Consider the following 14,505-nt stretch of genomic DNA (forward strand, 5'->3'; position numbering starts at 1 on the left):
CGTGCCGCACGGCACGAGGGGGTGGGGTCAAACGGCCCGATCTCTACTCGAAGCGGGACGGGTCGCCGACTCCCCGGCGCAGGATCTCCGGCTCGGGCCCGGAGAGGTCGATGACGGTGGTGGGTTCGAGCCCGCAGTCGCCGGCGTCGACCACGGCGTCGACCAGGTGATCGAGGCGCTCCTTGATCTCCCAGCCCTGGGTCATCGGCTCCGGTTCACCGGGCAGCAGTAGGGTGCTGGAGAGCAGCGGCTCGCCCAACTCGGCGAGCAACGCCTGGGTGACGGTGTGTTTCGGCACGCGCGCGCCGACCACCCGCCGCCGCGGATCCTGAAGCCGGCGGGGCACCTCGGCGGTGGCCGGCAGCAGGAACGTGTAGCTGCCCGGAATCACGGCCTTGACCTGCCGGAAGACCGCGTTGCTGAGCTTGACGAACTGGCCGAGCTGGGCGAAGTCGGCGCACACCAGCGTGAACGGGTGCCGCTCGTCCAACCGGCGGATCTCCCGGATCCGCTCCACCCCGGCGCGGTTGTCGAGCCGGCAGCCGAGGGCGTAGCACGAGTCGGTCGGGTAGACGATCACCCCGTCGGACCGCAGCAGCTCCACCACCTGCCGGATGACCCGCGGTTGGGGATTGTCCGGATGCAGGTCGTAGTACCTCGCCACGGCGGCCAGCCTATGCCCGCTCCCGATCATCCGCAGGTTTGCCGCCGGTCGGTTCCGGAAACAGGTCAGGGCCGTTCACCACAGGGGGGACCGAAAATGTCCGTTACCAGCACCGACCGCGCCGCCGACCGTCCGGCGGAGGTGACCGACCCACTGCTGTGGGACCTGTCCGCCGCAGTCGCCGACGCGCACCAACCCGACGCGGAACGGACGTGCGCCAGCCCGAGCTGCGCCGGCGCCGCCTGGCCGTGCCCCGCGTGGCACACCGCCCAGGCCGGGTTGACCGTCGCGCGGGCCGGGGCGACCGCCGCGAGGGCCGGGGCGACCGTGACCGGGGCGGCACGTCCGGGCGACGCTCTCGCCGCCCCGGTGAGCGACGCCGACCGTCCGGCCGCCGAACCGAGGACCGGCGAGGGTCGTCTGGTCGCCACCGCCGCCTGACCCACCCACCGCCCACCATCTCACGTCGATCAAGGGGTTGGTGTCGTCGGCCGGGTCCGGCCGGACACCAACCCCTTGATCCACGTCCGCCCGGCCAGTGCCCCCACGAACCCCGGACACCCATGGCGCTCCACCCACGCGCCGCGCGCACAGCGAGTGGAACGCAGTGGTTGTCAACACGAGCCCGAGACACCCACCACGTTCCACCCACGCGCCGCGCGGACACTGAGTGGAACGTGGTGGGTGTCAACACGACCCTGGGATCACCACGGTGTGGTGGGGGTCGGCGCGCGTCTGGGTGGGAGCCTTCCCTGTCGCAGAGAGCGCTCTCTTTGGTAACATTGACGGACGCGTAACCGGAACCTAATCTCGCTTCTCAAGAGAGCGCTCTCTCGACCGTCGGACCGCCTCCGAACACCACCTTCTCCTCCGAAGGGGACCTCCATGACACTCCCCCTGCGGGACGTCTCCCCCGTACCCCCGCCGGCTTCCATCCCGTCCCCCGCCCACCGGCGTCGCCGGCGGGCGACCGCCCTCGCCGCCGCCTCCGTGCTCGCGGCCGGCCTGCTCGGTGTCGTGGTCGGCGGTGGCGGCACCGCCGCCGCCGGCACCGTCGGCGCGGGCAGCTACACCGAAACGCTGCCGCCCGGCGCCGCGCTGCCCAAGGGCTGCGGCACGGTCAGCACCAACCCTCGGATCTTCGCCACCGCGGACGCCCCGGCCGGCGCGATCCCCACCAACGACTGGTGGTCCTCGCTGATCTGGAAGCGCAACAGCTGCGGAACCAGCGAGAACCTGCAGGCCCACCCGCTGGCGTTCAAGGCCGAGAACAACGGGCTCGGGCTGTCCTACACCACCACGCCGGCGATCAGCGGCACCGCCACCGGGGTCGGCGAATTCCACTACCCGTACCGCGAGGACGTCCGGGTCGGAGTGGCCGGGCTGGCCGCGCCGGTGGTCAAGGCCGCCGACTGGACGGACTGGACGGTCACCGCCGACTGGAGCGACGGCAGCCGCGGCATGCGGGCCACCATCGGCCACGGGTTGCCGTTCAGCTACTACACCGTCACCGGCGGCGGCGCCGCGCAGCTCACCGCCACCGCCACGCCCACCGTGTGGCGCAACTCCGGCGCCACCATCGGCTTCACGGTCAACGGCCACGACTACGTCGCGTACGCACCGTCCGGCGCGACCTGGACCGTCAACGGCGCCGGCATCAGCTCGACGCTGGCCGGCAAGGGCTACTTCTCGGTCGCGGTGCTGCCCGGCGGCGCGGACAAGGCGGGCCTGGCCGACACCTACGGCCGATACGCCCACGCGCACGTCACCGGCACCCGGATGAGCTACGCCTACGACCCGGCGGCCGGCACGGTGCGCACCACCTACGCGTTCACCACCACGCCCCGCGAGGGCACCGAGACGAAGACCGTGGTGGCGCTCTACCCGCACCAGTGGCGCAGCCTCACCGGCGCCACCCCGGTCACCGGCACGTACGTCTCACCGCGCGGCGCCATGCGGGTGCTCACCGGGGTGCCGTCGTTCACCACCTCGATGCGCTTCACCGGCGTGCTCCCCGAGGTGCCGGGCGTCGGCGACTCGACCGGCGCGGACCTGAGCACCGTCACCAACTACCTCAACGCCGAACTGGGCAACCCGGAGGGGGTCAGCGGCCAGGACACCTACTGGGCCGGCAAGGGCCTCGGCCGGGCCGCCCGGATCGCCGAGATCGCCGACCAGCTCGGGCTGGCGCCGGTGCGGGACAAGGCCGTGGCCGCCATGAAGGCCCGGCTCACCAACTGGCTCACCGCCGGCCCCGGCGAGACCGGCCAGCTCTTCTACTACGACCGCAACTGGGGCACGCTGATCGGCTACCCCGCGTCGTACGGCTCCGACGAGGACCTCAACGACCACCACTTCCACTACGGCTACTTCATCGCCGCGGCGGCCACCCTGGCCAAGTTCGACCCCGGCTGGGCCGACGACACCCGCTACGGCGGCATGGTCGACCTGCTCATCCGCGACGCCAACAACTACGACCGCGCCGACAACCGCTTCCCCTACCTGCGCGACTTCGACATCTACGCCGGCCACGACTGGGCGTCCGGGCTGGCGCCGTTCTTCGCCGGCAACAACCAGGAGTCCTCGTCCGAGGGGATGAACTTCGCCAACGCGCTGATCCAGTGGGGCCAGGCGACCGGCGACACCGCCGTCCGTGACGCCGGCGTCTACCTGTGGACCACCCAGTCCGCGGCCATCTCGGAATACTGGTTCGACGTGCACGACGAGAACTTCCCGGCCGGCTTCGGCCACCAGACCGTCGGCATGGTGTGGGGCGACGGCGGCGCGTACGCCACCTGGTTCTCCTCCGCGCCGGAGATGATCCAGGGCATCAACATGCTGCCCATCACCGGCGGTCACCTCTACCTCGGCGAACACCCGGAGTACGTCAAGGCCAACTACGCGGAGCTGCTCGCCAACAAGGGCGGCCCACCGACGGTGTGGCAGGACATCATCTGGGAGTTCCTCGCCCTCGGCGACGGCGACGAGGCGCTGCGCAACTTCCGCGCCAACAGCGGATTCACCAGCGAGGAGGGCGAGAGCAAGGCGCACACGTTCCACTGGATCCGCAACCTGGCCGCGCTGGGCACTGTGGACACCTCGGTCACCGCGAACCACCCGCTGGCGAAGGTGTTCAAGAAGGGCACCGAGCGCACCTACGTGGCGTCGAACATCACCGCCGCGCCGCTGACCGTCACGTTCTCCGACGGCACCACGCTCGCCGTGCCGGCCGGCAAGACCATCACCTCCGGGGCGCACACCTGGAGCGGAGGCAGCGCCACCGGCGGTGTGCCGGTGCCGACCGGCCCCCCGCCGACCGGGCCGCCCACCCCCACCCCGACCACCCCGACGCCGACGCCGACCACGCCGGGCCCGACGCCGACCAGCGCCAGCCCGACGCCGACCGGCCCGAGCCCCAGCCCGAGCACCCCGACGCCGCTGGAGCCGACCCGCTACCTGCGCTCCGGCGGGGAGCTGGCCGGCACGGCCGGCCCGGCCGGCACGGTCACCGTGGCCGCGGCAAACGGCAACCACGACGGATCACCCGCCAACCCGCAGGTGTTCACCGCCACCGGGTTGACCGGCGCCTACACCGGCGGGAACACCGCCTTCGACCTGGCCGTCGACGCCGGCACCGCGGTCGGCAACGGGGTCCAGGCCCGGGTCTCCTACGACCTGACCGGCGACGGCACCTTCGACCGGGTGGAGACCTACCGGTACTACGCCACCGACCCGGTCACCGGCGTGGAGCACTACCGGCAGACCCAGGGCCTGGTCTCGGCCACCGGCACGCTGGGCGACCTGGCCGGCGGCACGGTCCGGATCGAGGTGTGGAACGCCATCGGCGCCGGCACCACCGCCCTCGGCGTCGGTGACGCGTCCCGCCTCGTCCTGCCGTACGCCGGGACCACCGCCACCACCGCCCCACCGGGGACGGGCGAGTTCACCGCGGAGCGTCATCTGGTGGGGCCGGCCGGACTGGCCGGCGCGGCCGGCACGCCGGCCACGATGACGGTCCCGGCGACCGGCGGCGACCACCTGGTGTTCACCGCCACCGGCCTGACCGCCCGCTACACCGGCGGAGCGACCCGCTTCGACCTGCTGCTCGACGCGGGCACGACGGTCGGCAACGGCACCCACGTCCGGGTCTCCTACGACCTGAGCGGTGACGGCACCGCCGACCGGGTGGAGACCTACCAGTACTTCGCCACCGACCCGGTGCCGGGCTGGGAGCACTACACCCCGGCCCGGGGTCTGCTCTCCGGCGTCGGGACGCTCGGTGACCTGGTCGGCGGCACGGTGCGGGTGGAAGTGTGGAACGCCATCGGCGGCGGCCCCAGCACGCTGGGCACCGGCGATCGCTCGACCGTCACGCTGCCCTTCACGGCGTGACCAGCCCCGGCGCCCCGGCCGCACCCGGCCGGGGCGCCGGGTGCAACGGCCCGCCGGGGGGTGCGCGGCACGTGGCGGTCCTGCCAGCGGTGCGTCCCGCTCAGGCCGAGAGCCGCGCCCGCAGCCACGCCGGGTCGGGATTCACCACCGGCCCGTCCGGCAGCACCACGGTCGGCACGGTCTCGTCGCCGCCGGTCACCTCCCGGACCGCCGCCGCCCCCTGCGGGTCACGCCAGATGTCCACCCAGTAGGCCCGCCCGGCGTTCCGGCCCAGCCGCAGCCGCAACCGCAGGCAGTAGGTGCAGCCGGGGCGCCAGTAGACGACCGGGCGGCCGTCGCGCGCGCTGCGCAGCCGCGCCTGGGCCGCCGTCAGCGACCGGGGGAAGACCAGCGGGGAGAAGAGGACGGCCAGCACGGCGAACGGCAGGGCGCCGACGGCCGGCTGCCCCAGCCGCCACTGGCTGACGCCCATCACCACGGCGGCGGCCAGCATCAGGCCGGCGAACCGCCAACTACGCCACATCAGGCGCTCACCTCCGCGAGCAGTTCCAACACATGACGGTACGGCTGCCCGGTGGCCCGCGCCAAACCGATCTCGCAGGTGCGGTTCACCGAGGCGTACCCGTCGAAGGGCCGCGCGGTGACGGCGGCGGCCTCGGCCCGGGTGGCCGACGCGGTCAGCTCCGGGTGCAACAGGCCCCGGTCACCGGCGAAGCCGCAGCACTGCCAGCCGTCCGGGACCACCACCTCGTCGGCGACCGCCCGGGCCACCGTGAGCAGCGCGTCGTCCAGGCCGAGCCGGGTCGACGAGCAGGTCGGGTGCAGCGCCAGCGAGCCCAGCCGGCGGCGCACGGTCAGCCGGGGCAGCAGGGTGGTGGCGGCGAACTCCACCGCGTCGACCACCCGCAGGTCGCCGGCGTCGGCGAGCAGCCGGTCGAAGCCCTCGGTGCAGGACGCGGCGTCGCTGACCACCGGCAGCGCCCCGTCGCGGCTGGCCGACCGCAACACCGGCGGCACCCGGTCGCGTACCGCCCGGTAGCCGTCGGTCAGCCCCTTCGACGACCAGGGCGTGCCGCAGCAGAGGTCGCCGATCCCGTCCGGCACGAGCAGGCGTACGCCGGCCCGGTCGGCGAGGGTGAGCAGCGCGGCGGCCACCCCGGCGCCGCCCCCGGCCGGGGCGAACAGCGTGCCGAGGCAGGAGGGCACGAAAACCGCGTCCGGGTCGTCGACCGGACGGGGACGGCGGGGCGCGCCGCCGCGGGGCAGATCGCGTCGCCACTGCGGGACCCGCTCGGGGCCGAGCAGCGCCCGGGCCGCCCGGGTAGCCGCCTCGGGCAGCGCGGGCGGCAGCGCGCCGGCCAGGTCCAGCCCGCGGGCCATGCCCCGGGTGGTGGCGCCCCACCGCCGGGCCGCGGCCCGCCAGCCGGGCGCCGACGCACGGCCGTGCTCCTCGGCGCGCAGCCGCTTGACCAGGTCACCGGTGTTGATCAGGACGGGGCAGGCGGTGGCGCACATGCCGTCCACGGCGCAGGTCTGCACCGCGTCGTAGTCGTAGGCGTCCGACAGCTCCCGGGCCAGTGCCCGGTCGCCGGCCGCCTCGGCGGCGGCGATCTCGCGGCGCAGCACGATCCGCTGCCGGGGCGTGGTGGTGAGGTCCCGGCTCGGGCAGACCGGCTCGCAGTAGCCGCACTCGACGCAACGGTCCACCTCCTCCGCCACGGTCGGCACGGTCTTCAGGTGCCGCAGGTGCACCTGCGGGTCGTCGCCGAGCAGCACGCCCGGGTTGAGCACGCCCTCGGGGTCGCAGAGCGCGCGCAGCTCGCGCATCACGTCGTACAGCTCGTCGCCGAACTGGCGGCGTACGTACGGGGCCATCACCCGGCCGGTGCCGTGCTCGGCCTTGAGCGTGCCGCCGTGGCCGAGCACCAGGTCGACCATGTCCTCGGTGAAGTCGGCGTAGCGCGCCGGGGCCTCGCCGCCGCCGAACCGCTCGTTGAGCATGAAGTGCAGGTTGCCGTCCTTGGCGTGCCCGAAGATGACGCTGTCGGCGTAGCGGTGGCGGTCGAACAGGTCCGCCAGCGCGGCGCAGGTGTCGGCAAGCGCCGCCATCGGCACGGCGACGTCCTCCAGCAGCGCGGTGGTGCCGGACGGCCGGGCGCCGGCCACCGCCGCGTACAGGCCCTTGCGGATGTGCCACAGCGCGGCCCGGGCCGCCGGCTCGCCGCTGAGCCCCGCCGGCGTGGTCAGCGGCAGGTCGGCCAGCACCGGCTGGGCGGCGGCGACCCGCTCGGCCAGCGCGTCCGGGTCGGACTCCTGCCACTCCACCAGCAGCGCGGCGTGCCCGCGCACGGCCAGGCCACGCAGCGCCGCGTCCGCCTTCGGATCGCGCTGGGCCACCCGCAGCGCGGCGGCGTCGAGCAACTCCACCGCCGCCGGCCCGGCGGCCACCAGCGCCGGCATGGCGGCCATCGCCGCGCCGAGGGTGTCGAAGACCAGCAGGCCGGTCGCGGCGTGCCGGAGCACGGGTACGGTGCGCAACGTCGCCGACGCGACGAACGCGAGCGTGCCCTCGCTGCCCACCACCAGCCGGGTGAGCAGGTCGGCCGGGTCGTCGTGGTCGAGGAACGCGTTCATCCCGTACCCCATGGTGTTCTTCATGGCGAACTGGGCGCGGACCCGGCGCACCGAGTCGGGGTTGCCGCGCACCCGGTCGCGCAGCCGCAGCAGGCCGGTGTGCAGCGCCGGCTCGGTGGCGCGCAGCCGGGCGTCGGCGTCCGGCGCGCCGGTGTCCAGCACGGTGCCGCTCGGCAGCACCAGCACCAGCGACTCCAGCGTGCGGTAGGTGTTGAACTCGGTGCCGCAGGTCATCCCGCTGGAGTTGTTGGCGACCACCCCGCCGACGGTGCAGGCGGCCTCGCTGGCCGGGTCCGGGCCGAGCTTGCGGCCGTGCGCCGCGAGCCGGGCGTTGACCTGCCGCAGCACCACCCCCGGCTGGACCTGCACCCGCCGCCCGTCGTCGAGCACGGTCAGGTCGCGGAAGTGCCGGCGGACGTCGACCAGCAGCCGGTCGGTGACCGCCTGGCCGCTGAGGCTGGTGCCGCCGGAGCGGAACGTCAGCGGTACGCCGGCGCGGCGGCTCTGCGCCAGCAGCGCGGCGACCTGACCGGCGTCGGTCGGGGTGACCACCGCGCCGGGGTGCAGCAGGTAGTGCGACGCGTCGTGGGCCAGCTTCAGCCGGTCCGCGGCCCGGGTGCTCACGCCGCCGGGCACCGCCGCCTCCAGCCCGGCCCGCACCGACGCGCCCAGCTCCGCCATGATCACCGCACCTCCCCCCGCCCACCCTAGCGGCGGCTCAACCGGCGTCGAGCTGCGCCAGCACCCGCCGCTGGAACGCGCGGGCCGCCGGGCCGGACGGCGGCGGCCCGCCCGAGCGCGCGGCGACCGCCCGGTGGATCAGCGCGGCGTCCGGGTCGTCGGCGGCCACCCGCCGCCCGGCGTCGACCTTGCCGAGCCAGACGCCGTCGCGGCAGCGCACCAGCGCGCGGCAGGCCCCGAGCACCGCGTCCTCGGCGCCCGGCGCCGGCGCGTCGCCGGGCGGCGTGGGCAACGCCAGCCACCAGCGCAGCGCGTCGACCAGCAGCGCCCGCAGCGCCGCCGGGGCCGGATCGGCGAACGCGTCGGCGGCCGGCGGACCGAGCAGGGTCAGCCCGGACTGGCGCAGGATGCTGCGGTCCAGCGCATACCAGAACCGGCCGTCGGCGGCGGGCCGGTCCGCCGGGTGGTAGGTGACGCGCGACGGCATCGTGGCGCCGGTGTTCAGCTCCAGCTCGAAGCCCGGCTCGCTGCGGCCGGCGGCGGCCACCGCCCGGGTGTAGGCGACCAGTTCCAGGCCACGCGCGGGGCAGGGCAGCTCCTCGTGCCGCAACCGGTGCACCAGCGTCCGCTTCGCGGCCGGGGACGGCGGCCCGTCGACCAGCAACGCCACGTCCACGTCGCTGCGCCCCGGTTGGTAGGCGCCCAGCGCGACCGAGCCGGCCGCGTACGCGCCGACCAGCTCGGCACCGAGCACGCCCCGGGCGCGCCGGACCAACTCGGCGAGGTAGTCCCGGACGTCGTCGCGCATGCCGACATCCTGCCCGGCCAGGAGCGGACCGGCCCGGGGGGTCAGTCCGCGCGCTCCGGGCAGCAGACCGTCAGCCCGCCCGGTGCCACCTTGACCTTCAACCGCTTCGCCGTGCCCCGTGCGCCGCCGTCCAGCTCGTACGTCTTCGGCGCGGCGAACCGCACGGTGACCTTGCGGCCCCGGGTGATCCGCACGAACGGCGACTCGTCGGAGCGGCCGGTGGCCATCCGGCCCAGCGTGCGGGCCCAGTCCACCGCGCCGCTGGCGGTGGCGACGCCCACCTCGAGCGCGCCGTCGTCGGGTCGGGCGTCGTCGAAGGCCGGGATGCCGCCGGTGATGGTGCCGACGTTGCCGAACAGCACACAGCTCGCCTCGCCGTCGAACCAGTCGGCGCCGTCCACCCGGATCCGGGTGCGCACGCACTCGCCGCGCACGTGCCGCAGCCCCGTCCAGACGTAGGCGAACCGGCCGAGCCGGCCCTTGAGCTTGCGGTCCGCGTCGCGGATCAGGTCGCCGTCGAACCCGGCGCCGGCCATCACCGCGAAGTGCTCCCCGTTGATCCGGCCCAGGTCCAGCCGCCGGCGCGGTCCGTGCAGCGCGATCCGGACCGCCGCGGGCAGGTCGGCGGGGATGCCGAGGTTGGTGGCGAAGAGGTTGGCGGTGCCGGCGGGCAGGATGCCCATCGGCACGCCGCTGCCGGCCAGCGCGTCGGCGCACCGTTGCACCATGCCGTCGCCGCCCCAGACCAGCACCAGGTCGGCGCCCTCGTCCAGCGCCCGGCGGACCCGGTCGGGGGCCTTGCGGCTCTTCGGCACCTCGTGCCACAGCAGCCGCCCGACTCCGGCGCCGGCCAGCCGGGCGCGCAGCTCGTCCAGACCGCCGCCGAACGTCTTCTTGCGGTGGGCGACGACCGCGACGACACCGGTCGCCACGGCTGCGGTGTCGGCGCGCTCGGCCGGGTTCGTCCCCATGGGGGTCCTGGTACCCAGGGCCCGCCCGGCGCACGCCTGCCGGTGCGGCGCGGTTCCGGCGCAACCGCGCTGAAACTCTGTGCACGATCCGCGAACTGCGGCAATGCACGCAGGTCGGGCACCCCGCCGTCCATCGTCGACAATGTTCACCCTGATCAGGTGCTATTGAAGATCATTGCTTCCTGAATCCGGGTCGACGGCGAGGTGTCCGGCAGTCGTCGGTTGCCCGGGTCACCCATTGCTCGCGACTCCGACGGCGTGTGATTGTGCAGCAAGCGAGTCGTCGAACCCCCGGCGGCTCGGACGGTCGATCTGTCGACCCGGAGCCACGCCGGCAGCTCCGGTGACCGGCCGTCACCCCCGCCTCGCACCATCGCGCCGCCCGACCCCACCGGGCTCCGTGCTGCGCGCCTAGGAACAGGAGCAAACCCCCTTGAAGCTCTCACCTCGCCTCGCCGCGCTCACCGGCGCGGCCGCGGCCGGCGTGATCGCCGCCGGCACCGCCGCGGCCGTGCAGGCCGCGCCCCCCGGGCCCGCCGCCCCCAACCCCGCCCAGGCCCGCGCGGCGGCGGCCGACTCGGCCCGCGCACTGGTCGCGGACCGCCCCGCCTACCTGCAGGCCGGTTCCGACGACGCGTTCGTGCAGAAGCCGGTCATCTCCTCCGAGGGCACCCAGTACGTGCCCTACGAGCGCACCTACAAGGGACTGCCGGTGGTCGGCGGCGACTTCGTGCTCGCCACCGACGCCGCCGGCAACCTGAAGTACGCCTCGGTCGCCCAGCAGCGGCCGATCGGCGCGCTCGCCACCACCCCGAAGCTGACCTCGGCCGCCGCCGCGAAGAAGGCACGCGCCCAGCTCAAGACCGTCAGCTCGGTCGAGGGCACCACGCTTGTCGTCTACACGCTCGGCGCCAGCCCGGCGCTGGCCTGGGAGACGACCGTGCGCGGCACCAACGCCGACGGCCCCAGCCGGCTCACCGTGGACGTCGACGCCCGGACCGGCGCGGTCCTGGGCACGCAGGAGCACGTCGTCGCCGGCACCGGCACCGGCGCCTGGAACGGGCCGAGCCCGCTCACGTTGAACACCACCAAGTCGGGCAGCACCTACACCATGAAGGACCCGACCGTCACGAACCTGAGCTGCCAGGACGCGGCGAACAACACCACGTTCAGCGGCACCGACGACGCCTGGGGCAACGGCACCGCCACCAACCGGGAGACCGGCTGCGTCGACGCGCTGTTCGCCGCGCAGACCGAGCACAAGATGCTCAGCCAGTGGCTGGGCCGCAACGGTGCCGACGGCAACGGCGGCTACTGGCCGATCCGGGTGGGCCTGAACGACCAGAACGCCTACTACGACGGCAGCCAGGTGCAGATCGGCAAGAACACCGCCGACCAGTGGATCGGCTCGCTGGACGTGGTGGCCCACGAGATCGGCCACGGCATCGACGACCACACCCCGGGCGGCATCTCCCGGGGCGGCACCCAGGAGTTCGTGGCGGACACGTTCGGCGCGGCCACCGAGTGGTTCGCCAACGAGCCGTCCAGCTACGACGCGCCCGACTTCCTGGTCGGCGAGAAGATCAACCTGGTCGGCTCCGGCCCGATCCGCAACATGTACAACCCGGGCGCGCTCGGCGACCCGAACTGCTACTCCAGCAGCGTTCCCGGTGGCGAGGTGCACGCCTCCGCCGGCCCCGGCAACCACTGGTTCTACCTGCTGGCCAACGGCAGCAGCCCGACCAACGGGCAGCCGTCCAGCTCCACCTGCAACGGCAGCAGCGTGACCGGCCTGGGCATCCAGAAGGCCATCAAGATCATGTACAACGCGATGCTGCTGAAGACCTCGTCCTCGTCGTACCTGAAGTACCGCACCTGGACGCTGCAGGCGGCGAAGAACCTCTACCCGAGCAGCTGCACCGAGTTCAACGCCGTCAAGGCGGCCTGGAACGCGGTGAGCGTGCCGGCGCAGTCCGGTGACCCGACCTGCTCCGGCGGCACGACGCCCACGCCGACCGCCACCTCCACCCCGCCGTCCGGCGGCTGCTCCGGCAACAAGCTCGCCAACCCCGGCTTCGAGTCGGGCAACGTGAACTGGAGCGCCACCTCCGGCGTCATCACCACCGACAGCGGCCAGGCCGCGCACAGCGGCTCGTACAAGGCGTGGCTCGACGGCTACGGCTCCTCGCACACCGACACGCTCAGCCAGTCGGTGAGCATCCCGGCCGGCTGCCAGGCGACGCTCACCTTCTGGCTGCACATCGACAGCGCGGAGTCGACCACCAGCACCGCCTACGACAAGCTGACCGTCAAGGCCGGCAGCACCACGCTGGCCACCTACTCCAACCTGAACAAGGCCACCGGCTACGTGCAGCGATCCTTCAACATCTCGTCGCTGGCCGGCACCACGGCGACCATCTCGTTCAGCGGCGTGGAGGACGCCTCCCTGCAGACGTCCTTCGTCGTCGACGACACGGCGGTCACGCTGAGCTGACCGCGACACGAACGGCCGGCCGTCGGCTCCCGACGGCCGGCCGTTCCACGTCCCGGCCGGTTGCCTGGCGCAGGTGCGGGGAGGTGGCGGCACCCACGTGTCCCCGAGACCGCCACCTCCCCGCACCGGAGTCGATCAACAGCCGAAGCGCGCCAGCGGGCGGGCGTTCGTCCGCCGTTGAGGGCGGTCGGGCGAGTCAGGCGGGGCGGGACGCGGCGGCGCGGTCGCGGCGGATCCGCGCGGCCACCTCGTGCATCGTGCGGCTGAACAGCTCCGCCTGGTCGGGCGGGCCGCCGAGGCGGGCGGCCAGCGCGTCGGTGTCCGCCCGGGCGGACGCGCTGACCTGAGCGTCCAACTCGCTCAGCGCGTCGTTGACGGCGTCGACGAGGTGTCCGCAGAGGATATCCAGCGGCACCCCGGCCAACTCCGGGTCCACGACGACGGAGTGCAACCGGCCACCCTGGACGGCGACCGCCCGGACCCGGCCGCCGGCAGCCGCACCCTCGGCCAGCAGCAGCTCGCCCGGCTCACCGTCGGCGAGCCCGCAGGCCCGGGACCGCATCGCGGCCAGCGCCTGCTGCGTGCGGGTCAGCAGCTCGTCGAGGCTCGCGGCGGCCGAGAACGCATCGTTGGTCATATCCGCGCTTTCTTCACGTCTTAGCCGAGCCTCGTGACCATAGCAACCGGCGCCGACGGAACCTCGTCACCAGCCGCGCCCGGCCGGGCAGGTGACGCCGGGAGCAGGGCGGACACCTCCGCGCCCGGCGTGTCGCGCAGACCGCGAACGCCCGGCCGGACGAACCGGCCGGGCGTTCGCGTCGTCCAGGCGCGACACGTCCCGAGGGACCACGACGCGCGGAGCCACCGGACGGTGTCGCGGAGTGGCAGGCACCCGCACGACGCGACACCGGCCCCACGGCGTGCGACAGGGCTCAAGAGCGCCGGCCCGCCGCGGGACACCACCCGCGGCCGGGGATCAGCGCAAGCGCAGCCGCTGCCCCGGGAAGATCAGACCCGGGTCCTCGCCGACGACCGCCCGGTTGCGCGCGTACAGGACCCGCCAACCACCGGCGACGTGCTTCGCCGCGGCGATCCCGGACAGCGTGTCGCCGGGCCGCACCAGGTGGGACCCGGTGGTCGGTGCGCCGCGCCGTTCCCCGCCCGACGGGCGCGAAACGGTCTTCTTCGTCGGGCTGGCGGCCCTCTTCGTGGACGCGGTCGAGCCCGACCCGGCCTTCCTGCCGCAGACCGGCCAGGCGCCGATGCCCTGCCCGGCGAGGACCTTCTCGGCCACGGCGATCTGCTCGGCGCGGCTGGCCAGGTCGGCCCGGGCGGCGTACTTCTGGCCGCCGTAGCCGTTCCAGGTGCTGCGAGAGAACTGGAGCCCGCCGTAGTAGCCGTTGCCGGTGTTGATGTGCCAGTTGCCGCCCGACTCGCAGCGGGCGACGGCGTCCCAGTTCACGCTCGCGGCGCTGGCCGGCGCGGCCGGCCCGAACAGTGCCGCGGCACCGGTGGCGGCGCCGGCGACGAGCGCGCCGACCACGGTCCGGCGGCGCCGGGATGAGTATGCAGTTGACATGTGGATTCCTCCACGCCGACGAGGTGAGCTGTCGGGTTCGGGCCGAGGAGCCCGGCCGCCGGTGGCGGCTTCACCCCGAGGTGACGTGCACCATGGAACCTGTGGGTCCCCCGCTCCCGCCTGAGGTTCGGGTACCACCGGCCGGCGGCGGGATTGGGCGTTGCCGGACCGTGGTGTCCGCGACTGCGAACGGAACCGACGCTAGGGACGATTCGCGACGATCGACCACTTCTTGTGACGTTCTTCACCCGGTCGGGCTACCGCGTCCAGGGACACGAGTTC

General features: G+C 74.1%; 10 protein-coding genes and 1 riboswitch. Of the genes, 3 read left to right on the forward strand and 7 right to left on the reverse strand.

The genetic code is table 11. The features are described 5' to 3' along the window. Window positions 1–43 precede the first annotated feature (43 nt). Window positions 44–664: an L-threonylcarbamoyladenylate synthase gene (locus tag AB0H28_RS24665; protein ID WP_358044580.1), complete on the reverse strand. Its 621-nt coding sequence runs from the start codon at window positions 662–664 to the stop codon at window positions 44–46. A gap of 96 nt (window positions 665–760) precedes the next feature. On the opposite strand from AB0H28_RS24665, the gene AB0H28_RS24670 reads away from it, so the two are divergent. Beyond that, complete coding sequence (locus tag AB0H28_RS24670) at window positions 761–1,105, forward strand: hypothetical protein (protein WP_358044582.1); 345 nt, start codon at window positions 761–763, stop codon at window positions 1,103–1,105. Between the two features lie 444 nt (window positions 1,106–1,549). Then, entirely contained in the window at window positions 1,550–5,056 is a 3,507-nt protein-coding gene (locus tag AB0H28_RS24675; RefSeq protein WP_358044585.1) for a glycosyl hydrolase, read from the forward strand. Between the two features lie 100 nt (window positions 5,057–5,156). On the opposite strand, the gene AB0H28_RS24680 is transcribed toward AB0H28_RS24675, so the two are convergent. From AB0H28_RS24680 to AB0H28_RS24695, 4 genes are read right to left on the reverse strand one after another with little or no spacing between them, the layout of a single operon-like run. Beyond that, entirely contained in the window at window positions 5,157–5,579 is a 423-nt protein-coding gene (locus tag AB0H28_RS24680) for a glutaredoxin domain-containing protein (protein ID WP_358044588.1), read from the reverse strand. Further along, complete coding sequence (locus tag AB0H28_RS24685; RefSeq protein WP_358044591.1) at window positions 5,579–8,371, reverse strand: FAD-binding and (Fe-S)-binding domain-containing protein; 2,793 nt, start codon at window positions 8,369–8,371, stop codon at window positions 5,579–5,581. Before AB0H28_RS24685 ends, AB0H28_RS24680 begins: the two co-directional genes overlap by 1 nt. A gap of 37 nt (window positions 8,372–8,408) precedes the next feature. Beyond that, window positions 8,409–9,179, reverse strand: coding sequence for a nucleotidyltransferase domain-containing protein (locus AB0H28_RS24690; protein ID WP_358044595.1), 771 nt, complete (start codon window positions 9,177–9,179; stop codon window positions 8,409–8,411). A 41-nt stretch (window positions 9,180–9,220) separates the two neighbouring features. Continuing rightward, complete coding sequence (locus tag AB0H28_RS24695; RefSeq protein ID WP_358044599.1) at window positions 9,221–10,150, reverse strand: diacylglycerol kinase family protein; 930 nt, start codon at window positions 10,148–10,150, stop codon at window positions 9,221–9,223. A 433-nt stretch (window positions 10,151–10,583) separates the two neighbouring features. Between AB0H28_RS24695 and AB0H28_RS24700 the strand changes: the two genes are divergently transcribed. After that, window positions 10,584–12,644 (forward strand): M4 family metallopeptidase, encoded by a 2,061-nt coding sequence (locus AB0H28_RS24700; RefSeq protein ID WP_358044602.1) that lies wholly within the window; start codon window positions 10,584–10,586, stop codon window positions 12,642–12,644. A 196-nt stretch (window positions 12,645–12,840) separates the two neighbouring features. Here AB0H28_RS24700 and AB0H28_RS24705 read toward each other — a convergent pair whose 3' ends face one another. Further along, on the reverse strand, window positions 12,841–13,281 hold the full coding sequence (locus AB0H28_RS24705) for a YbaB/EbfC family DNA-binding protein (RefSeq protein ID WP_358044605.1): 441 nt from the start codon (window positions 13,279–13,281) through the stop codon (window positions 12,841–12,843). Between the two features lie 339 nt (window positions 13,282–13,620). Continuing rightward, a complete protein-coding gene (locus AB0H28_RS24710; RefSeq protein WP_358044608.1) occupies window positions 13,621–14,223 on the reverse strand; it encodes a transglycosylase family protein in 603 nt (200 codons plus the stop codon). Further along, window positions 14,222–14,366, reverse strand: a riboswitch (cyclic di-AMP (ydaO/yuaA leader). Its footprint overlaps the gene before it by 2 nt. Between the last annotated feature and the right edge of the window lie 139 nt (window positions 14,367–14,505).

This window comes from Micromonospora sp. NPDC050980, assembly GCF_040653835.1.
In the GTDB taxonomy this organism is placed as follows: domain Bacteria; phylum Actinomycetota; class Actinomycetes; order Mycobacteriales; family Micromonosporaceae; genus Micromonospora.

Excerpts from the sequence above, each read along its gene's own strand:
- AB0H28_RS24670 (WP_358044582.1), top strand. The coding sequence starts at position 761 with ATGTCCGTTACCAGCACCGACCGCGCCGCCGACCGTCCGGCGGAGGTG.
- AB0H28_RS24675 (WP_358044585.1), top strand. The coding sequence starts at position 1,550 with ATGACACTCCCCCTGCGGGACGTCTCCCCCGTACCCCCGCCGGCTTCC.
- AB0H28_RS24680 (WP_358044588.1), bottom strand. The coding sequence starts at position 5,579 with ATGTGGCGTAGTTGGCGGTTCGCCGGCCTGATGCTGGCCGCCGCCGTG.
- AB0H28_RS24685 (WP_358044591.1), bottom strand. The coding sequence starts at position 8,371 with ATGGCGGAGCTGGGCGCGTCGGTGCGGGCCGGGCTGGAGGCGGCGGTG.
- AB0H28_RS24690 (WP_358044595.1), bottom strand. The coding sequence starts at position 9,179 with ATGCGCGACGACGTCCGGGACTACCTCGCCGAGTTGGTCCGGCGCGCC.
- AB0H28_RS24695 (WP_358044599.1), bottom strand. The coding sequence starts at position 10,150 with ATGGGGACGAACCCGGCCGAGCGCGCCGACACCGCAGCCGTGGCGACC.
- AB0H28_RS24705 (WP_358044605.1), bottom strand. The coding sequence starts at position 13,281 with ATGACCAACGATGCGTTCTCGGCCGCCGCGAGCCTCGACGAGCTGCTG.
- AB0H28_RS24710 (WP_358044608.1), bottom strand. The coding sequence starts at position 14,223 with ATGTCAACTGCATACTCATCCCGGCGCCGCCGGACCGTGGTCGGCGCG.